The following is a 20,557-nucleotide window of genomic DNA, read 5'->3' as shown; positions in this document are numbered from 1 at the left end:
CGTGCATAGTCATTTCTGCAATTGGTTAATTGACTAATATCAATTGATACCGCTATCAATGGTAATCCTCGAGGAAGCCGAAAGCCAAACATGCCCGAGTCGCACTATCCAGAAATTCGCAGCCTCGACCTGTTTTCCCATATGGACGAGGCAAACTTCGAAACCCTGCTTCGCGCGGGCTATGTACAGAATTTTCCACCACAAATTGAACTGATCACCGAAGGTGAAAGCAGTGACTTCCTACACGTAGTGCTGAGCGGGTCGGTCGAGCTGTTCTCGAACCTGAATGGGCGCGAAACGAGCATTTCAACCATTCGACCCATTTCGACCTTCATATTGGCGGCCACCATTAAGGATGCGCCCTATCTGATGTCGGCGCGGACGCTCGAGAAAAGCAGAATTGTGATGATCCCCAGCCAAGATGTGCGCAGCATCTTTGAAGTGGATAACCATTTTGCGCGGGCAATCGTGACTGAACTGGCACTTTGCTACCGAACAGTGGTGAAACAAACCAAAGAGCTGAAACTCCGCACCTCGCTTGAGCGGCTTGCGAACTATTTGCTTCGCCAACAGACACGTGCGGGGGGCGGCAGCGTATTCGAACTGGAAACCGAGAAACGCCGCTTAGCCTCGTATCTGGGTATGACGCCCGAAAACCTGAGCCGGGCCTTCAAAGCATTGCGGCCCTATGGTGTGTCGGTGAACGGCAGCATGATCGAGATCAGTGATCAATCTGATCTGATCAGTTTTGCCAAGCCAAGCCCCCTTATCGACGACAAGGACGTCTAACTGCAACGCCTAAGCAGCTGCCGATGCCGCCAACAAAGAGCGCGAGTAGTCGTGCTTGGCCGTGCCCTGCCGCAGATCTTCGGAATCCATAACCTCGACAATCTCGCCATCTTTCATGACGGCCAGTCGGTCGCACATATGCCCGATCACGGGCAAATCGTGCGAAACCATGAGGTATGTCAGCTTATGCTCGTCCCGCAGATCGGTCAGCAGGTTCAGGATCTCGGCCTGCACGGACACATCCAACGCCGAGGTCGGTTCGTCCAACAGTAGGATATCCGGCTCGCCCGCCAAAGCCCGCGCGACAGCGACGCGTTGCCGTTGCCCGCCCGAAATCTGGTGCGGATAGCGGAAGCGGAATTTACCGCCCAAACCGACATCATCCAGCAGCTTGACCACACGGGTGTCGATGTCCTTGAACCCATGCAATTGCAGCGTCTCGCTTAGCACCTGATCCACCGTATGCCGGGGGTGCAGGGACGCATAAGGATCCTGAAACACCATCTGCACGGTCTTATAAAACGCGCGGTCGCGTTTCGCACCAGACAGCGGTGTGCCCTCGACGCTGATGTCACCCGACCATGTCGGTGCCAGCCCGGTGATCGCCTTCAGGATGGTAGACTTGCCTGACCCGCTTTCACCGACCAAACCAAAGCTTTCACCCACCTGCACTTCGAAATTCGCGCCCCGCACAGCGTCCACGCGGTCATGATGTGCCCCGAACCAGACGTTCAGGTTTTTGATTGTCAAAGCGGTCATCGTGTTCCTCGCACGCTGTCTTCTTTGGTCCATGCCTCGTCCCGTTGCAGCACTTCCAGATATTTCTTGGGCTGGTCTAGGCGGGGCAATGAGTTCAGCAGCCCTTGTGTATAGGGGTGCTTGGCCTCGTGCAGTTTGTCAGCGTCGCAGACTTCGACGATACGGCCCGCATACATGATCAGCACGCGATCGCAGAACTCGGACACAAGGTTCAGGTCGTGACTGATGAAGATCAGGCCCATGCCGCGCTTTTTCACCAGCCCGTCCATGATATCCAGCACCTGCCGCTGCACGGACACATCCAAGGCCGAGGTCGGTTCGTCCGCGATCAGGATCTGCGGATCCGGGATCAACATCATCGCAATCATGATCCGCTGCCCCATACCGCCGGACATTTCATGCGGATAGGCGCGCATAACACGTTCTGGATCACGGATTGACACAGCCTCCAACATCTCAATCGCTTTGACACGAGCCTGAGCTTTCGAGGTGTTGTTGTGCAGCAGATAGGCTTCCATGATCTGATCGCCAATCGTCATCACCGGGTTCAGCGAGAACTTGGGATCCTGCATCACCATCGAGATCTTCTGCCCGCGCACCTCGCGCATTTCGGGCTCGGACAGATCCAGAAGGTTCTGTCCCTCAAGCTTAATGGAATCCGCTTCGACGATGCCGGGTTTGCGGATCAGGCGCAGGATGGCGCGGCCGGTCATGGATTTGCCCGACCCGCTTTCGCCCACGATCCCCAAACGCTCGCGTTCAAGGTTGAACGACACGCCGCGGACGGCATCAAAAATGCCCTGACGGGTGGGAAAGCGCACCCAAAGGTTTTCAACTTCCAGCAGGCTCATTGGCTTCCATCCTTCGGGTCAAGTACGTCGCGCAGCCCGTCGCCCAACAGGTTAAAGGCCAAGGATACAGTGAAAATGGCAAGGCCGGGAACGGTCGCGACCCACCAGTGGTCCAGAATGAAACGACGCCCTTCGGAAATCATCGCGCCCCATTCGGGGCTGGGTGGTTGTGCGCCAAGGCCAAGGAAGCCCAGACCGGCAGCGGCAAGGATGATCCCCGCCATATCCAGTGTCACCCGCACGATCAGAGATGAGATACAAAGCGGCCAGATATGTTTGGTGATGATCCGCAAAGCGCCAGCACCTTGCAGCCGAATGGCACTGATATAGTCCGCCGACCTGATCGTCAGTGTTTCCGCACGCGCAATCCGTGCATAAGGCGGCCACGCAGTAAGAGAGATGGCCAGAACTGCGTTCTCGATCCCCGCCCCAAGCGCCGCCACAAAGGCCAATGCCAGCACAAGGCGCGGGAAGGCCAGAAAGATATCCGTGATGCGCATCAGGATCGTATCGGTCCAGCCGCCTGCATATCCGGCGACCGTTCCCACAAGTAAGCCGGCCACAGGGGCGATCAAGGCCACAAGTGCAACGATATAAAGGGTGATGCGTGATCCATAGATCAGGCGGCTTAGGATATCGCGCCCCAGACTGTCAGTGCCCAGAAGATGTCCCTCGGATCCCAAAGGCTGCAAGCGGTTGGACAGGCTTTGGGTAAAGGGATCATGTGGGGACAGAAGGGGGGCGAACAGGGCAATCAGCAAAAGCGCCAGCAAAATGCCAAGCCCAAACATCGCCATCGAGTTTCCGCGCAGCGTCAGCCAACCTTGATACAGATTTGCCAGCCGCGCATGGCGCCGCGAAGTCGGCGCGTCGGTCATCAACCAAGCGCGCCAGCTTTGATCGTGTGATGTTATGTTGCTCATTTCGACCTCGGATCAAACACGCGATACAGCAGGTCGGACAGGATATTGAGGCAGATAAAGATCAGCCCAACAACCACCGTGCCGCCAAGAACGGCGTTCATGTCTGCGCTTAGAAGTGCTGTGGTGATATAGCTGCCAATGCCCGGCCACGAGAAGATGATCTCGGTCAGGACCGAGCCTTCCAGCAGGTTGGCATAGCTCAGCGCAATAACCGTGATCAGCTGCACGCGGATATTCTTGAATGCGTGACGCCAGATTACAGCGCGTTCCGACAGGCCTTTGACGCGGGCCGTGGTGACGTATTCTGCGGTCAGCTGTTCCAACATGAACGAACGCGTCATGCGGCTGATATATGCAAGCGAGTAGTACCCAAGCAGAGATGCGGGCAGCACGATATGCGAAAACGCGTTGCGGAACACGGACCATTCGCCAGCAAGTGCGCTGTCCAACAGGATCATCCCCGTGCGTGCAGGTACGATGTCTTCGTAAAAGATGTCTAGCCGACCGGGGCCGCCGACCCAGCCAAGGACGCCATAGAAGACCAACAGGCCCATTAGGCCCAGCCAGAAGATTGGCATGGAATAGCCAACCAGCGCTACGACGCGGGCGATCTGGTCGATCCACGATCCGCGATTGACGGCTGCAACCACACCCAGAGGCACCCCAAGAACGATGCCGATGAAAACACCTATTGTGGCAAGCTCCATCGTGGCGGGGAACACGCGTGCGATGTCTTCAGCCACGGGGCGCGCGTTCAGAAGCGACATTCCAAAGTCGCCGCGACAGACGTCCCACAGATAGTACAGGAACTGGACAAGCAACGGTTTGTCCAAGCCCAGTTGCTGATAAACCGCATCATATGTGGATTGCGACGCGCGCTCGCCGACGATGGCAAGCACCGGGTCAATCGGCATGACGCGGCCAATGATGAATGTCACAAACAAAAGGCCAAGCATGGTCACAGCGACCGAACCCAGCGTCAAAAACGTCTGCTTCACCCAAGACGAGAGAGGCGCACGGCGCCTCTCTGCATTTGTATTACTGACCGCCATTTACTTGGTGATCGGCCAATAGGACACTGCGGTGGTCGCGCCACCCAGGTTCACATTCTGGACGTTGTCGCGCATGCCAGCCTGTTCGATCTTCTGGAACATCACCGCGAAAGGTGAGGTGTCACGGAACTCGGCCTGAATGTCATTGTACATCATCTGACGTTTGTCGCGGTCGTTTTCGACCACAGCGCCCGCTACCTTCTCGGTCAAGCCGCCGGTGTCCCAGCTGTTGCGCCAGGCCAGAAGACCCGTTGCATTCGCTTCGTCCGAGTTGTCGGGGTTATAGGCAAACGTACCAGCATTGGTGTGGGGATCCGGATAGTCAGGGCCCCATGCGCCGATGTAGATATCGAGATTGCGGGCACGGTATTCGCCCAGAATCTGCTTGGCGGTACCAACCATGATATTCAGCTTGATGCCGACTTGGGCCAGAGCATTCTGATACGCCTGTGCAATCTCGGTCCGCTCTTGTGCTTCACGCACACCAGCAGTCAGTTCCAGACCTTCAGGCACACCCGCTGCTTTCAGCAGTTCGCGTGCCTTTTCAACATTCAGGCTGAAGGGATTTTCATCCACTGCACCCAGGAATGTGCGCGGCAGAAAGTTCTGGTGCACCGTGTACTGACCATTCAGGAAGCTGTTCTGCATGCCTTCATAGTCGATCAGATATTTCAGCGCCTGACGGACTTCCGGCTTGGACAGTTCGGGATGTTTTTGGTTGAATGCCAGATACATCAGACGACCGCGCAGTTCGTCGTGGATTTTCACACCATCCGCATCACGCGCACCGGCTACATCTTCTGGATTCAAGTCACGGGCAATGTCGATATCGCCACGCTCAAGCAGCAGGCGTTGCGAGGCGCTTTCCTGTACGTGGCGCACGATAACGCGCTCCATCTCTGGGGCACCCAGATAGAAATCGGGGTTCGACTGCAAGGTTACACTTTCATTCGGCTTCCAGTTGACCAATTTGTATGCACCCGACCCGGCCGAGTTGGTCTTCAGCCATTCGTTGCCCATGTCGCCGTCAACTTCGTTGGCCATCACGGTTTTCATGTCGACGATGCCACCAATGGTCGATGTCAGACAGTTCAAAACGAACGAGGTCGCATAGGGCTTGTCCGTCTTGATCGTCACCGTATTGCCGTCAGCGACAATGGTCTCGCCAACATTGTCAGCGGTGAAGCCAAACTGGGTCAGGATAAATGCTGGCGTCTTGTTCAGGGCCACGGCGCGGCGCAGAGAGAATTCGACATCTGCGGCGGTCACCGGGTTGCCCGAGTGGAACTTCAACCCGTCGCGGATCGTGAAAGTGATGGTCGTGCCGTCATCCGACACGGTCCAGCTTTCCGCGATTTCAGGCTGATAGCCGCCTTCAAGGTTCATCGGGTCGAAATTGACCAGCTTCTGGTAAATGTTGCGGCTGACATCTGAACCGGCGAATTCAAAGCTTTCAGCGGGGTCCAGCGTTGTGATGTCGTCAATCCGGTTTGCGATCACCAGCATGTTTGCGGGCGTTTCCGCGATCGCTGCCGGAGCAGCCGTAATTGCAAGTGCCACCCCTAGGGCCGCACTGGACATAAATCGTGTGAGCGAGTTCATCTTATTATTACCTCTCAGTTACTGTTGGATCTTGTTTGCGATGCCATCATGACCCCCAGGTCAGTTCCAGCACGCGCAACCAGTTTTCGTGGCACAGCTTTCTGATGAGATCCTCACCATAGCCATGCTCTTTCATTGCCTGTCTAAGTTTCGGAAGGGCAGACGCTTCGGTCAGCTCCTTCGGAACGACTGCTCCATCATAGTCAGAGCCAAGACCGACTCTGTCTTCTCCAAGGATCCCGATCAGGTGATCCAAGTGTTTCAGCATCTGTGTCAAAGGCACATCCGCCAACATTTTACCGTCTTCCCGCAGGAACGCGACGGCGAAGTTCAGCCCCACCATACCATCACTTTCCGCGATTGCGCGTAATTGATCGTCGGTCAGGTTGCGCGAATGCGGTGTAATGGCATGGGCGTTCGAATGGGTGGCCACCAGCGGCGCCTCGGAATGTCGGGCAACGTCCCAAAATCCGGCTTCATTCAGATGCGAGAGATCCAGCATGATCTTCAGCTCGTTGCATCGTTTGACCAGTGCCAAACCATGGTCCGTCAACCCACCGCCCGTATCGGGTGAGGACGGAAAGCGGAACGGAACGCCTTCGCCATAAATGGTTGGTCGGCTCCAAACGGGGCCCAGCGAACGCAATCCGGCGGCGTGAAGCACATCCAGCATATGCAGGTCTGCATCAATCGCTTCGGCCCCTTCCATATGTAGGATGGCTGCCATTTTCCCGGCAGCAAAGGCCGCACGCATGTCGGCTGCGCTGCGGCAGATGGTCAGGGCGCCTAGTCGCTCGAGTTCACGCAGGGTTGCGATCTGGGCAGCGACCACGGGAAGCGCGTCATTGCATTCGATGGCTTCGGGCAGGGCCAGATCATAGGTATCTTTGGTCATTTCCCGGAACTTGTGCTCCAGGTCAGTGGGCGAGGGGACGAAGACCGCGAAAAAACCTCCACCAAAGCCACCAATCTTGCTTTTGGGAAGATCAATGGCGCCCTCGCGCCCGGCAAGGAACGCGTTGGCCTTGCTTGGGCCTCCGTCGCGATAAAGCTGTAGCAAAACGTCATTATGGCCGTCGAAGACCAAGGGTGCACTTGAAGACACGGTCAGGATTCCTTTGCGTTGAAAGGACTGTAGCAAAGGAAAACGCATTGTCTTAAGAAAATACTATGCAATTATGTCATACATCTATTCGGGGATTGTAGCCGGTCATGAACAAGTCAAAGCTTCAGCATTCCCTGACCGAGTACAACGCCTTGCGCGCTGTCATGTTGGCGGGCACCACGGTTGGCGCAGCGCGTCAGCTGGGGATCTCGCAATCGGCGGTCAGCAGGTCGATCACTAATCTGGAAAGCAAACTTGGGCAAACCTTGTTCGAACGTGAAGCAGGGCGTCTGTCACCGACAAGCGCAGCAGTGCGCCTGAATCGCCGGCTTGACCCTCTGTTTGAAGCGCTGCGTCGCATTGATGGGCCCACCGAGCCGGTCCAGGAGAACCTGCGCCTCATCGCACCGCCAAGCTATTCCCACCGTTTTCTGGTGTCGTCGGTCAGCAGCTTCCTGAAGATGCACCCGGATTTCCATGTCAGCTTCGAGGTGAACACATCGGACGAGGTAACACGCGGTGTGTTGGAGGATCGTTTTGATTTGGGGGTCATTGGGGTCGAGATTAAGCGGTCGCAGTTGCAACTTACCCCTTATCGCAAATCGTCAGCGGTGTGCGTCATGCCTCTGGATCATCCACTGGCGTCGCGCAGCGAGATCCACCCGGAAGATCTGCACGGACAGGATATGATTGCCTTGTCCTTTCGCCACGAGCGACGGGGCCAGTTAGAGCGCCTTTTGCATCAGGTTCGCGCCGAACCCAATGTCGTGGCCGAAGTGTCGACATCGTTCGCTGCCGCTGATCTGGCAAAAGACAATGTAGGACTTGCGGTGATCAACCCATTTCCGTTGTTTCACTACCGCGCGCATGACATCGCGTTTGTGCCCTTCAGATCGCCGATCCAGTATCAAAGCTATTTCGTAACATCGAGCACACGCCCTGTTCCCCGCACGGCGCGGATTTTCATGCGGCATCTTCGATTGCACACACCAAACGATCCGTTTTCGCAAAAAGCATAGGTCTTCGCATTAGAGTGCAAAGACCTATGAATACTTAACGCCGCTTAGGCGCGTCGTTTCCGTTGCGTGCGGCGGCACGGGCGCGGTTTTTCTTGCTGCTGGGCTTACCCTTGGGCGGCGGCGGGCCTTTGGGGCCGGGCTTGCGCGGCTTGCTTGGACCGCGAGCTGTTCCACCGGGACCCGCTTTCGCTTTGCCTTTTGGCTTATCACCCGAGGGACGACGCGGGGCGACGGCTCCGTGTGCGCCATCATCCGTATCTTTCCTCTTCGGCCCCTTCTGGCGCGGCTTTCGGTCCTCGGGCTTGGGCTTACGCGACTTGGGCTTCGGGTCGTCATTCCAGTCAACCGGCGGCGTGTTGCCCTTGCGGTGACGTGGTTTTGCAGAATGGTCACGATCACGCTTTGGCCGTTTGAACTCAGGCACGTCTGGCGCACCATCAAGTCGAACGATTTCCTTGGTTTTCTCAATCCGCATGTTCGGCCCGATAGCAGCAACAAAGCCGTCGACAGCCTGCTCGCGAATTTCGATGAAGCTTTGGTCATCAGCAATTCGAATGGCGCCGATATCGTCCTTGGTGATTTGGCCCGCCTTGCAGATCATCGGCAGAAGAAAACGCGGCGACGCATGTTGATTGCGACCCTCAGACACCGAAAACCACACGCTGGGGCCGAACGGAGCCTTAGGCTTGCGCTTCTGGTCCGCAACCTCTTGAAGTTCCTCAGGAGCCGAATGGCGTGTCTTGTATTGCCGCAGATAGGCGGCAGCCAATTGCTCGGGCGTGAAATTTTCAACAAGCTGGGCAACTGCGGCCTGTTCGCTATCCGCAACCTCTTGCGCCCAATCATCCGAGGCCAGCATCCGCTCTTCGTCACGTCCATTCACAGCCTCAGCCGAAGGCGCAGTCCCCCATTCGGCGTTCAGCTTGGCAAATTTCAGAATGCGCTCGGCCTTCTTGCGCGAAGATGGGACGACAATCAGTGCGCTGACGCCCTTGCGCCCTGCCCGTCCGGTGCGGCCCGAGCGGTGCAAAAGCGTTTCGTGACTGCTGGGCAGTTCGGCGTGCACCACAAGATCAAGATTGGGCAGATCGATCCCGCGCGCCGCCACATCGGTGGCCACACACACGCGCGCCCGACCATCGCGCATCGCCTGAAGCGCGTTTGACCGTTCGCTTTGAGTCAGCTCGCCTGACAGAGCGACAACCGAGAAGCCGCGGTTCGACAAGCGTGCGGTCAGACGCGACACCATCGCGCGGGTATTGCAGAACACGATCGAGTTTGGCGCTTCGTAATAGCGCAACACGTTGATGATCGCGTTTTCTCCGTCTCGGCTGGCAACGGTCATGGCACGATATTCGATATCGCTGTGCTGTTTCTTTTCGCCTACGGTCGAGACCCGTTCCGCATCGCGCTGATAGCTTTTCGCGAGCTTGGTGATCGCGTTCGGCACCGTGGCCGAAAACAGCAACGTCTGACGTTCGGACGGAGTCTCCTCAAGAATGAACTCAAGGTCTTCGCGAAATCCAAGATCCAGCATCTCGTCCGCTTCATCCAGCACAACGGCGCGGATTTGGGTCAGGTCGATGGATCCACGCATGATGTGGTCACGCAAACGTCCGGGGGTGGCAACAACCACATGCGCACCACGTGCCAGCGCGCGCCGCTCGTCGCGCATGTCCATACCGCCTACACAAGACGCCAGATAGGCACCCGCATCGGAATAAAGCCAGCTTAGCTCGCGCTTGACCTGCATAGCCAGCTCGCGGGTCGGTGCGATGACCAACGCCAGCGGCGCACCCGACGCCCCAAATGTATCGTCCTCGCCCAGCAGGGTCGGCGCGATTGCCAGACCAAACCCAATCGTTTTACCCGATCCAGTCTGCGCCGACACCAGAAGGTCACGGCCATGCAATTCTGGCGTAGTGACCGCCTGCTGAACGGGGGTCAAAGTGTCATAACCCTTGCGGGCAAGCGCATCTGCGATGGTTTTTTTCACGATAAAGGTTCTTTGTATGTCCCGGCTGGCGCACACCCGATGCCTGCGCCTTGTCCTAGGTTAAGAGCGCCATCTATCGGGTGAGACTGTGTTTGTATAGGGAAAGAAGCCCCGAAGTCCTGTGAATTGATGCGTTTTGGGTGCTTTTTGCGGTCAAAACGGGCGCTACTTGCCGGTATGGGCCCCAATCCGACGCATCATCTGCCTGAAGAATAGCCCCGGAGCCAAGCGATTCAGAAGGTTCGACAGTGTGGCGACGCGCCCGACAGGGATGAAATTCCGTTGCTTATCCAACCCGCGCAGGATGGCCTGCGCAGCGTCATCGGGTGTCATGTAATCGATCCCATCGGTGGCAGAACCCGGACGGACAAAGCCTTTCGCATCTTCATCCGAGCGCCCGATATTTGTCGCCACAAAGGACGGCGCAGCGATGGCGACCCGCACCCCGAACTGCAGTTCCTCGGCGCGCAGCGATTTGAAGAAGCCCTCTAGAGCGTGCTTGCTGGCGGCATAGGCCGTGCGGTGAAAAAGCGGCGCAAACCCCGCCACGGATGAAATCGCCAGATGAGTCCCCTGTGACACCCTAAGCGCTGGCAGAAAGTGCTTCGCGCAGTCAACAGACGCGAAATAGTTGATGTCAAAGAGGTCGCGATGCGCTTGCATGTCGCTATCCGCAAATCCCGAAATCTGCGACACACCTGCATTGTAGATAACCATGTCAATGGATGGTCGATCCTCTATGATTTGTGCACAGGTGTTGGCGCATTCTTCGGAATTGGTCAGGTCGCAACCAAAAGTGCTGACGCATTCACGATCAGCCAAAGCCTGAAGATGTGGCCCAGGAAGGTCGATCAGTACTGTGTGCCAGCCTTGATTGCAAAATGCTGCGGACAAAGCCTGTCCAAGACCGCCCGCGCCTCCTGTAATCACAGCGGTCTTAGTCATCTTGTGCCCTCCACCATAGTTGAAATGCCTCGGCGCTGGAATATCTGGGCTGATAGCCAAAAGCCTTCTTAAGCGCCGAATTGCCCAGGACTGGTCGGAACTGCAGAAAGCGCACCTGCTCGGGGCCATAGCGCGACAGGCTCAACGGATGCGCGATGCTGAGGGCCAACCTGACCAAACGCGGCGGCAACCAACGCACCGGTTTCCCCATCGCCTCTGCGATCTGCGACACGGTCAGCGCCCCGTCGCCTGATACGTTGAAGATGCCTGCAGGGCTGTCGGTTGCTGCGCGCAGCAAAATCTCTGCCAGATCTTCATCCCAGATAAACACAAACGGGCTGTCTGATCCGATCAGGCCAAGCAGGCGCGGTTTGTGAAACAAGGCTGTGATCTGATTGTCGACGCCCACGCCCAACACGGTGCCGACACGCAGAACAACCTGCTCTAGATCCGGGTTTCCCTCGCGTGCCTTCGCCAACATCTCTTCCACCAGCCGTTTGTGCCAGGAATACGCGAATTCTTTATTGCCGCGAATAGGGTCCGTTTCGCAGAGCGGCACCGAGTTGTCCGCGTGATAGCCATAGGCCGCCCCCGAAGATGTCACAACCAAACGCCGCACGCCGGCCGCGATGGCTGCATCGAGAACGCGACGCGTGCCGCCCACATCAACCTGATATTCCAGATCCCGTGTCGAGCCTGCACCGGGCGTCACGATGGATGCCAGATGCACAATGGTCTCGGGGCGCTCGGCCATAATGATACGTTGCGCGTCATCTTTAGTCACATCGATAGGCAGGAACCGCGCATTCTCTGGCAGTTCAGGCGGCGTGCAAATATCAGTCGCGATCACGTCGATCTGCGACAGCCGACCAAGTCGCTGGAGCAACGCACGCCCTACCGCGCCCGCCGCCCCGGTAATCAGAATTTTCGTCATGCGGGACCCTCGCGCCGTGCAAAGAAGCTTGCCAATGCCAGACCAGAAATCGCATGCCAGATCCCCCAAAGAGCCGCGGCAACGGCCATGCCCCCCAGCCCCCCGAAGAAGGCGAAGATCAGGATCAGCCCAAGGCCTGAATTCTGAATGCCGGTCTCAATTGTCACAGATCGACGGTCGCGTTCGGACAGACCAGCCAATGTGGCGGTGGTAAACCCGCCAAGAAAGGCCAATGCGTTATGGAACACCACAAGGCCAATAATGGCCCCTGCGACTTGCAGGAAATTGCCCCAGTTCGCGGCCAGCGCGAGCACGATGAAGGCCAAAAAGATCCCCATGGACAGCCACTGCATCGGCCTGCGAATGCGATCTGCAACCACCGTCAGACGGGCATTCACCAGCATCCCAAGGATCAAGGGAAGGACCAGCATGAAGCCCACGGTGATCGCCACCGCGACCGGGTCGATTTCTGTGCGCTGCAGGATCTCGCGCGTGGGGCCATAGAGGTTCCCCCAAAACGCAATATTCGCCGGAGTGATCAGGATCGCCCCAACCGTGGCAAAAGCCGTCATGGACACGGACAGCGCGACATTTCCTTGGGCGCGATGGGTCATGAAGTTCGAGATATTCCCACCCGGACAGGCCGCGACCAAGATCAGCCCCATCGCCACAGAAGGCATCGGTTGAAGCGCAAGGATCATCAAAAATGTCAGCGTGGGCAGCACCAAAAACTGGGACACAAGACCGACAATCAACGGCTTCGGCCCACGCGCGACACGGCGAAAATCATCAAGCCGCAGATCCAGCGCGATCGAAAACATGACGACCGCCAGAATGATGTTCAGCACCCGCAGATTACCGGCGTCGAAATTCAGGACTACATGATCAATACCACTCATGCGTCTGCTGCCTTCAGGGCGTCAATCTGGTCTGTGACAGCCTTCCGATACGTCGCCTTGTCAACGTAGTAGGCCATACGCGGCAGATCCAGATAGTTCATGCCCCCCGTAGCCCGCGCGAAGCCCTCGGATTTCGTCGCCTTGATCGCTTTCGCTGCAGAGGTCCCCGCGCGCAGTCCCGCCACATAGCGCGCGATCATCTCGGCTTGTTCGTGGCGCCCCTGCCAGCCAAGGCCCGAAGCCTCGACCATCCCAAGCACGAACAGGTCGTCACGCTCGGGATGCATGCAGTTAAGGTAAAAATGCGGTGCCGATCCCTGCCAATTCAAATGTTTGGAGTCGATGAATGGATAGTGCAGCTTGTATCCAGTCGCCGCTAGGATCATGTCATATTCAGCATGTGATCCATCCCGGAAATGAACCGTCTTCCCCTCAAACCGGTCGATATCCGGGCGCACTTTCAAATCGCCATGCCCCGCATGAAATAGGATCAGCGAGTTGACCACGGGGTGCGATTCATAGAGCGCGTAGTCAGGTTTGGGGAAACCGTATTTCTGCGGATCTCCAACGAACCATTTCAGGATCAGCCCATCAACTTTTCGCTTCAGCCACATCGGCAGACGGATCTTACCACCCATCATGTCAGCCGGAATTCCAAAGACATATTTGGGTACAAAATAGTAACCGCGCCGCATGGACAAATCGCAGGACACCCCGTGATGGATCGCGTCGACGGCGATGTCGCAACCCGAGTTCCCCGCCCCGACGACCAGCACGCGTTTCCCAGCGAATTGCGTGGGATAACGATAGTCAGACGCATGGATCAGCTCGCCCGCAAACGCGCCTTTGAAATCAGGCAAGTTAGGCTCGGATAGGGTGCCGTTCGCGATCATCACCCCGGCGAAGACCTGAGTGTGCTGCTTGCCGTTCTTGTCGCGCCAGACGACGTCCCAGCCGCCGCCATCGCGAGGCGTCGTGCTCATTACTTCGGCCCCGAAATGGAATTTTCGATACAGATCGAATTCCTTCGCGAAGTCCTGAAAATAGCGCTTCATTTCGCGATGCGAGGGATACTCCGCCGTCTCCTCATCCATCGGGAAATCGGTAAATTCCGTCATGTGCTTTGACGAAATCAAATGCGCGGTTTCGTACATTGTCGAGCGCGGCGCGTCTATATTCCAAAGCCCGCCGACATCCTCTGCCAGCTCAAAACCCTGAAAGGCCACCCCCTGCTCACTCAGTGTTTTGGCCATCGCCAACCCCATTGGGCCAGCGCCGATCAATGCAAAACACTCTTCGGTGCGAACCTCTTCCGTCACCGGCTGGCCCTCGGCCACCTTCCCTTGTTCCATACGCGCGTCCTCCTCCGACAGCTTTTATCTTGAACGATCGTTTCAAATAAGGCAAACTCGAAATGAAATGGCCCAACATGCTGTCACAGAACGAAAAAGAGCCCCCTCGCAGCGATCTATCGCCGCGCGGGACCGGATTCTTGATGCTGCCGAGCAGGTTTTCGCGGAACGGGGATTCGAAGGTGCGTCGATCCGAGACATCGCCGAACGGGCGGGGGTTCAGAAGGCGAATGTAAACTTTCACGGCGGCCCGAAAGAAGAGCTATTCGAGCGTATCGTCGCCCGTCGCGCCACCGTACTGTCAGAAGAGCGCATGGCGAAAATTCAAATCTTGGACGCACAAGGTGACTGGGCTACCCACGACCTGCTGTCCACCTTCCTGCTGCCTCTGATCAGCCGGGCCTTCAGCGGCGATTCGCAATGGGGGGCATATGCACGGATCGTGGCGATTGTCTCCACCGACACACGCTGGCGCGATCTTGCTGCGACACATTTCGATCCCGTTGCCACGCGCGTGGTGCAGATGCTTTGTTCAAAACACCCGCAGGCTGACCCCGTTCGCGTGGCCGGTGCGTTGGTCTTTTCCGTGTCGTCGATGCTGGCCCTGTGCACATCCCAATGGCGCATATCGGTCCTTGGGGGGGCTAACAGTCTGAACGCCGAGGACATGATCCAAAACCTGCTGGGCTTCTGCGAGGCCGGGATCACGGACAGTCTAACCCCGGCTGACTAACCACCGCGTCAGAGACGGACACCAAAATCAAGCTGCAACGCGCGCCTGCTGCAACTGATCCGCGATATGCTTGGCAATCGGCATCGCCGAGGTCGCTGCAGGCGACGGCGCGTTGCCGACATGCAGACAGCGTTCACTTTGTACAAACAGGAAATCGTCGATGATCTTACCATCCGCTGCCACCGCCTGCGCACGGACCCCCGCCGGGTACGGCGCAAGATCGGACAGCTGGATATGCGAGCAATATTGATGGATCCGCTTCAGATAGGCTCGTTTTGACATCGAGGCGGTTAACTCAGACACCGCCGAGCCTGCATTCTGCACCAACATCCGCCAGAAACCCGGATAGCCAAACGTGCCCGCCATATCGGTGGCCGAGAAATCCGTCAGCTTGTAGCCCTCTCTCTTGAACGCCAGCACCGCGTTCGGCCCCACCGTAAAGCCACCGGCGATCTTGCGGGTCAGGTGGACACCAAGAAAGGGACGCTCGGGATCGGGTACAGGATAGATTAGATGGCTAACCAGATCATCGGGCTGGTTCAGCAGTCGGAAGAACTCGCCCCGGAACGGCACTACGCGATAGCCGGGATCCTGCCCGAAGGCACGGATCAGGCGATCGGAATGCAGACCTGCGCAGGTCACGACGCGGTCCGCCTGGATGGTGCCTTTTGTGGTGGTGACGGACATGTGGCTGGCGGCCTCGCGCCCAGACAGAACCCGCTCGCCATAACGCACCACGCCACCGCGCGACAGGAACAACGTCGCCATGACCTCGGTCAGCCGCTTAAAATCTGTGATCCCGGTCGAGGGCGAATAGAGTGCCGCAAGCCCGTTAATATGCGGCTCCATCTGTCGCAGGCCCTGCTGATCGACATCCTCGATCTGAATACCGTTCTGGCGGGCACGCTGTCCCAAGGCGTGCATCCGCTTCACCTCGACCTCAGAGGTGGCAACGATCAGCTTGCCCAGCCGATCATAGGGCAAATCATGTTCGGCGCAGAAGGCCTCGGTCGCCTGCGCGCCGTCGCGACAGAACCGCGCTTTCATGCTGCCCGGCGCGTAATAGACACCCGCATGGATCACACCTGAATTATGGCCGGATTGATGCACCGCCGGGGTGGGTTCTTTTTCAAGCAGAGTGATGCGGGCCGACGGGTCACGTGTTTGCAGCTCAAGCGCGGTGGCCATGCCGACGATGCCACCGCCAATGATCAGGATATCGGTTGTTTCGGTCATGTCTCTGCTTTCACTTACGCCGCCCGGGCTCCGGCTTTGTGCGATGCGTTTGATTTGGCCCGCGTGCGCAGAATGACGAAGAGGATCAGTATGGCGCCGCCCAGATTGGCCAGCAGATTCAACGGCCAAAATGCCAGCGCCGCGCCGACAATCAGGGCAAGATTTTCAAGAATACCGACCGGGCCTTCGCTATATTGCTGGATCAACGCGTTGGTAGCGTAGATGCCAAACAGCCCGAAAAACCCAACCTGCATCACCTCAACAAACTCGCCGGAAATCAGCGGCGTATAGGCGAACATCAGCGGAACCACATAAAGCCCCTTGGCGATCTTCCAGCTTTCAAATCCGGTTGCCATCGGGCGCGAGCCCGCGATGCCCGCAGCCGTAAAGGACGCCAGACACACCGGCGGCGTCACGTTGCTGTCCTGGCTAAGCCAGAAGATGATCAGATGCGCGGTCAGAAGGAAGGTCACGGCAATCGACGGGTCGATCAAGGCCGGACGGATGGTCACAGCGATCTCGAACGGGATTGCGGCCACCAGATCCCACGCTTGGGATCGCGTCATACCCTCGGCGATCAATGCCACATTCGGGTGATCCACTAGAAAGAAGAGCGCCGATTTCGCGGGGTCGGCAATCCCGGCCACCAGCTGATCCACAATCAGCGTATCCGACATGATGCCTGCAAGCGCAGGGGCGGTCAGGATTGCAAGGATGATATAGGCCGCCGTCACCGGCAGCCCCATGCCCAGTACCAACGACACCAGACCGACCAGCACAATCGCCAGCACCATCGAGCCTTGCGACCATTGCGCAATCATCAGCGAAAAGCTGTTGCCCACACCGCTGGTGACAATCGCGTTGTTCATAATGCCAATTGTGACCAGCAGGATCGCTGTCATGATCGAGGACTGAATGCCCGATGTCAGCGCCTCGGCAATCTTGCCCGGTCCCATTGCCACCGGTTTAAACATGCCCTTCGGCATCACCGCCGTCAGCAGGCTGGTGGTCCACGAGGTCACGATCAGCGCGGCAATGGCCCAGCAGGCTGCAAAGGACGGCGTAACGCCGGACAGAAGCATCCAGATCATCACAGTCAACGGGATGACAAACACCAGACCACCAGACAGCAGCTTGCCCTTGTCGACATTCATGTCGATCTCGGATCCGGCGTCATGTTTGACGGCCTCGATACGGACAATGAAAGCCACCGACAGGAAATACAGGATCGCAGGTACGACCGACACGGTCACGATGGTGGCGTAAGGGATCGAGGTATAGCTGGCCATGACAAAGGCACCTGCCCCCATAATCGGCGGCATCAATTGCCCGCCTGTCGATGCCGCGGCCTCGACCCCTGCGGCGAATTGCGGGCGGAAACCATTGGCCTTCATCAGGGGGATGGTGATCACACCGGTCGACGCGGTGTTGGCAATCGCGGATCCCGAAATGGTTCCCGTCAAGGCCGAGGACAGAACCGCAACGAAGGCCGCGCCACCCTTGATCCGACCTGCTACCACCTTGGCCAGTTCGATCACGAAGTTGCTGGCGCCCGAGACCACAAGGAAGCCGCCAAAGATCATGAACAGCGTAATATTCGTCGACGAGATGCTGGCCAGAATGCCAAACAGCCCCTCGTCATTATACAGCGTGCGGAACATCACGTCGTTCAGCGGCAGGCTTGCGGCGCGGAACACCCCGGGCAGGTAGCCCCCAAGAAACAGAATGTAGGACAGCGACAATACGACAAGGATCGGAATGACCCAGCCCGACACCCGGCGCGACAAGTCGATACAGGCGAAAATCAGGATGAACCCGGCGGTCCAATCCAGAAAGCTGAGCTGCCAACCCAAACCGGTCTGCGCAAGCGAGCGCGCGTATACCGCGTTTTCCGCCCCCGCGACCCAAAGCGCAGCGGCAGCAACCACTCCACCGTAAGCAAGGTCGAACACCCACGCAAAAGAGGTATTGGCCTGCGCGCCAAAGGGACTGTAGGTGACCGATGCCAGAAAGGCAAAGCCCGCGAAATGTATGGCATTTTGCCAGCGGCCTGGTTCAATCAGATAGACATTGGTCACAATGTGCCAAAGCCCGAACAGCACAGCGAAAGCAATCAAAGGATAGGATCTGGCATCAACATTCGTCGGGTCCAGAACATCTTTGCGTCGGTAAGTCTGTGTCACACCCATATCCGTCAACCGCCCCTATATATGTGACGGCACAGATCGCCCCGTGCCGCCGCGTTTCATGTGAGCCTAGTTCTTCAGATGCGCCGGAATTTCCAGCCCGGCTTCTTCATAGAAGCGCTGCGCACCGGGGTGCAGCGGCACCGGAAGACCAGCCAGAGCCTTTTCAAGCGCCATAGCTTTTGTGGCCGGGTGGATTGCCTGCAGGAAGGGCAAGTTTTCATACATCGTCTTGGTCAGAAGATAGACGTGCTCGTCATCCACATCCGCATTTACCGCCAGAAAGTTCGGCTGCGCGATGGTGTTGATGTCTTTCTCTTGGCCCGGATAGGTGCCCGACGCGATGGTGTATGGTACCCAAAGATTACGCCCTCCATCCATGGCCGCCAGCTGATCTTCAGTGACGTCCAGAATGGTGAACTTGCCCTGATTGGCCGCCATCAGCTTTGTGATTGCACCGGTGGGCGGACCTGAAGGGAAGCCACCAGCAATCGCCTGCCCATTCGCCATCGCATCTGCGGTTGGACCATAGCCCGCGAAGACCAGCTCATAGTCTTTCTCGACATCAATTCCGAGCCCGGACAGGAGGACGGTGTTCGACCCGATTGTGCCCGAATTTTGCTTACCCATGCCCGCCGACATGCCCTTCAGCGCAACAAGATCTTCTACAGTACCCGTCGCAGCCTTGTCGGTTGGCACCACAAACTGCTCGACATTCTGCCACAGCATCGACACCGAACGGATGTTCTGCTGCGGTTCAGTCACCGGACCGGTGCCGGTAGCCGCGTAAGATCCATAGAGACCCTGAAGAATTGCGAAGTCGGCAGTGCCCGCACCCAGCGCCTGCACATTTGCGCCCGACCCGGCCGAGTTCACAGCGGTCAGCGAGAAGCCTTCTTTCGGCAGAAGCTTCACCTTGGACAGCGTGGAAATCGCCGTGCCAACCGGGTGATAGGTGCCACCGGTCGAGGCGGTGTTCAGCACATAGTCGGCGTTGTCCGCCATTGAGGTGGTTGCACCGAAAACGGTCAATGTAGCGGCAGCGACGGCCGCCATTCCAAATTTCATCACAAGAGATCCTCCCATATATGTCCCCGCCCTATTGCGGGCGGGGGATGGACAGAGCCTCGTACATTATTAATAATCAAGTCAATAAACAATTGAGGACCCGTATTTCCGGCGCAAACAGCGACTTGCGTGGAAGCGCAGAAACGGAGGACACGATGAAGGTTGATGGCGAGCGTAAGAGGGTCGCAGCTTCACTGGAAAAGGACATTGTTTTTGGTCACCTAAAGCCGCGCGAACGTTTGGTCGAACAGGACCTGATGGACCGGTTCGAGGCGCGACGCCACATTGTCCGCGCAGCGCTGGAAAGCCTTGAGCAGAAAGGCCTCGTCGAGCGGCGGGCAAATAAGGGCGCTGCGGTACGGGACCTTTCATTGCATGAGATTGACGAGCTGTATTTCATGCGGGAATTGCTGCATCGCGCCGCAGCGGAACAGACACCTCTTCCGCTGCCCGGTGACGTTCTTGCCGAACTCAGACAAATACAAGCCAAACATGACGCTGCGATTCAGAAGAACGACCTGACAGACGCGTTTCATCAGAATGAAAGCTTCCATATCGTCCTGAACCACGCCTGCGGGAACAGTGTCTTGGAAGAGGCCCTGAACCTTTACAACGAACGCACAAATCTGGTCCGGTCAGTGGCCTTCCGATCCATCAAAAGCCTGCGACGTTCGTCGGATGAACATTATGGCATTATCGATGCAGGCGCGAAGGCTGACCGAGCCGCTTTCGTGGACGCCGTCGTGAAACACATCCTCGGCGCCAAAGCCTCATTTCTGGCGAGCAATGCTGCAAAGTGACCATCCGAACGTCCATTTGAAACTGCCAATCTACTCCACAAACGATCCTATCGTGCATTCCAGCCACAGCGTGCACATTTTGCGCAACACCCTCGCTTTTCCAAGACCCTCGGGCGTGCAGGGCCGCGCCCTTTCGCCTGCACGATTGACTTAGCGTAACGAAGTTGCTACCCGGCGAATGAACCGTTGGGGTGCCTTACCAAGGCTGAGACTCGCGCAAGCGTAAACCCATCGAACCTGATCCGGGCAATACCGGCGTAGGGAACGGTCTTAGCGCTGACAACCAGTGTGCCTGCCCGTGCCCTTTG

18 protein-coding genes and 1 riboswitch are annotated in these 20,557 nt (G+C 57.5%); of the genes, 4 read left to right on the top strand and 14 right to left on the bottom strand.

The features are described 5' to 3' along the window. The first annotated feature begins 90 nt into the window (after positions 1–90). Complete coding sequence (locus FIL88_RS02475) at positions 91–789, top strand: cyclic nucleotide-binding domain-containing protein (protein WP_142852229.1); 699 nt, start codon at positions 91–93, stop codon at positions 787–789. A gap of 9 nt (positions 790–798) precedes the next feature. Here FIL88_RS02475 and FIL88_RS02470 read toward each other — a convergent pair whose 3' ends face one another. The 6 genes from FIL88_RS02470 to FIL88_RS02445 are packed head-to-tail and all read right to left on the bottom strand — an operon-like array spanning position 799 to position 7,087. Then, a complete protein-coding gene (locus FIL88_RS02470) occupies positions 799–1,548 on the bottom strand; it encodes an ABC transporter ATP-binding protein (RefSeq protein ID WP_142852228.1) in 750 nt (249 codons plus the stop codon). Further along, positions 1,545–2,399: an ABC transporter ATP-binding protein gene (locus tag FIL88_RS02465; protein ID WP_142852227.1), complete on the bottom strand. Its 855-nt coding sequence runs from the start codon at positions 2,397–2,399 to the stop codon at positions 1,545–1,547. The genes FIL88_RS02470 and FIL88_RS02465 overlap by 4 nt, the downstream gene beginning before the upstream one ends. After that, positions 2,396–3,277 carry a nickel transporter permease gene (gene nikC, locus FIL88_RS02460; protein WP_246066590.1) on the bottom strand — a complete coding sequence of 294 codons (882 nt, stop codon included), beginning with the start codon at positions 3,275–3,277 and terminating at the stop codon, positions 2,396–2,398. Before nikC ends, FIL88_RS02465 begins: the two co-directional genes overlap by 4 nt. A gap of 41 nt (positions 3,278–3,318) precedes the next feature. Then, positions 3,319–4,374, bottom strand: coding sequence for an ABC transporter permease (locus FIL88_RS02455; protein WP_142852225.1), 1,056 nt, complete (start codon positions 4,372–4,374; stop codon positions 3,319–3,321). Next, positions 4,375–5,976, bottom strand: coding sequence for an ABC transporter substrate-binding protein (locus FIL88_RS02450; RefSeq protein WP_142852224.1), 1,602 nt, complete (start codon positions 5,974–5,976; stop codon positions 4,375–4,377). A 46-nt stretch (positions 5,977–6,022) separates the two neighbouring features. After that, on the bottom strand, positions 6,023–7,087 hold the full coding sequence (locus tag FIL88_RS02445) for a dipeptidase (RefSeq protein ID WP_407642349.1): 1,065 nt from the start codon (positions 7,085–7,087) through the stop codon (positions 6,023–6,025). 101 nt (positions 7,088–7,188) lie between these two features. Between FIL88_RS02445 and FIL88_RS02440 the strand changes: the two genes are divergently transcribed. After that, positions 7,189–8,100: a LysR family transcriptional regulator gene (locus tag FIL88_RS02440; RefSeq protein ID WP_142852222.1), complete on the top strand. Its 912-nt coding sequence runs from the start codon at positions 7,189–7,191 to the stop codon at positions 8,098–8,100. Positions 8,101–8,134: 34 nt separating this feature from the next. On the opposite strand, the gene FIL88_RS02435 is transcribed toward FIL88_RS02440, so the two are convergent. The 5 genes from FIL88_RS02435 to FIL88_RS02415 form a co-directional block, all read right to left on the bottom strand. Continuing rightward, positions 8,135–10,096, bottom strand: coding sequence for a DEAD/DEAH box helicase (locus FIL88_RS02435; RefSeq protein WP_142852221.1), 1,962 nt, complete (start codon positions 10,094–10,096; stop codon positions 8,135–8,137). 165 nt (positions 10,097–10,261) lie between these two features. Then, complete coding sequence (locus FIL88_RS02430) at positions 10,262–11,041, bottom strand: SDR family NAD(P)-dependent oxidoreductase (protein WP_142852220.1); 780 nt, start codon at positions 11,039–11,041, stop codon at positions 10,262–10,264. After that, on the bottom strand, positions 11,034–11,975 hold the full coding sequence (locus FIL88_RS02425; protein ID WP_142852219.1) for an SDR family oxidoreductase: 942 nt from the start codon (positions 11,973–11,975) through the stop codon (positions 11,034–11,036). The genes FIL88_RS02430 and FIL88_RS02425 overlap by 8 nt, the downstream gene beginning before the upstream one ends. Next, positions 11,972–12,874: a bile acid:sodium symporter family protein gene (locus tag FIL88_RS02420; RefSeq protein WP_142852218.1), complete on the bottom strand. Its 903-nt coding sequence runs from the start codon at positions 12,872–12,874 to the stop codon at positions 11,972–11,974. The genes FIL88_RS02425 and FIL88_RS02420 overlap by 4 nt, the downstream gene beginning before the upstream one ends. After that, positions 12,871–14,226 (bottom strand): flavin-containing monooxygenase, encoded by a 1,356-nt coding sequence (locus tag FIL88_RS02415; RefSeq protein ID WP_142852217.1) that lies wholly within the window; start codon positions 14,224–14,226, stop codon positions 12,871–12,873. Before FIL88_RS02415 ends, FIL88_RS02420 begins: the two co-directional genes overlap by 4 nt. A 67-nt stretch (positions 14,227–14,293) precedes the next feature. Here FIL88_RS02415 and FIL88_RS02410 point away from each other — a divergent pair, with 67 nt between their 5' ends. After that, positions 14,294–14,959: a TetR/AcrR family transcriptional regulator gene (locus tag FIL88_RS02410; protein WP_142852216.1), complete on the top strand. Its 666-nt coding sequence runs from the start codon at positions 14,294–14,296 to the stop codon at positions 14,957–14,959. Between the two features lie 27 nt (positions 14,960–14,986). On the opposite strand, the gene lhgO is transcribed toward FIL88_RS02410, so the two are convergent. From lhgO to FIL88_RS02395, 3 genes are all read right to left on the bottom strand, one after another. Further along, positions 14,987–16,195, bottom strand: coding sequence for an L-2-hydroxyglutarate oxidase (gene lhgO / locus FIL88_RS02405; RefSeq protein WP_142852215.1), 1,209 nt, complete (start codon positions 16,193–16,195; stop codon positions 14,987–14,989). 14 nt (positions 16,196–16,209) lie between these two features. Then, positions 16,210–18,378 carry a TRAP transporter permease gene (locus FIL88_RS02400; protein ID WP_246066589.1) on the bottom strand — a complete coding sequence of 723 codons (2,169 nt, stop codon included), beginning with the start codon at positions 18,376–18,378 and terminating at the stop codon, positions 16,210–16,212. 72 nt (positions 18,379–18,450) lie between these two features. Next, positions 18,451–19,449, bottom strand: a complete 999-nt coding sequence (locus tag FIL88_RS02395) for a TAXI family TRAP transporter solute-binding subunit (RefSeq protein WP_142852213.1) — start codon at positions 19,447–19,449, stop codon at positions 18,451–18,453. A 155-nt stretch (positions 19,450–19,604) separates the two neighbouring features. Here FIL88_RS02395 and FIL88_RS02390 point away from each other — a divergent pair, with 155 nt between their 5' ends. Continuing rightward, a complete protein-coding gene (locus tag FIL88_RS02390; RefSeq protein WP_185960816.1) occupies positions 19,605–20,249 on the top strand; it encodes a GntR family transcriptional regulator in 645 nt (214 codons plus the stop codon). A 177-nt stretch (positions 20,250–20,426) separates the two neighbouring features. Then, positions 20,427–20,530: riboswitch (TPP riboswitch) on the top strand. The last annotated feature ends 27 nt before the right edge of the window (positions 20,531–20,557 follow it).

Origin of the sequence: Aliiroseovarius halocynthiae (assembly GCF_007004645.1) — a bacterium.
Lineage (GTDB): Bacteria > Pseudomonadota > Alphaproteobacteria > Rhodobacterales > Rhodobacteraceae > Aliiroseovarius > Aliiroseovarius halocynthiae.
Note: the sequence above shows the minus strand (reverse complement) of the source record. Positions and strands in the feature narration are given on the sequence as shown.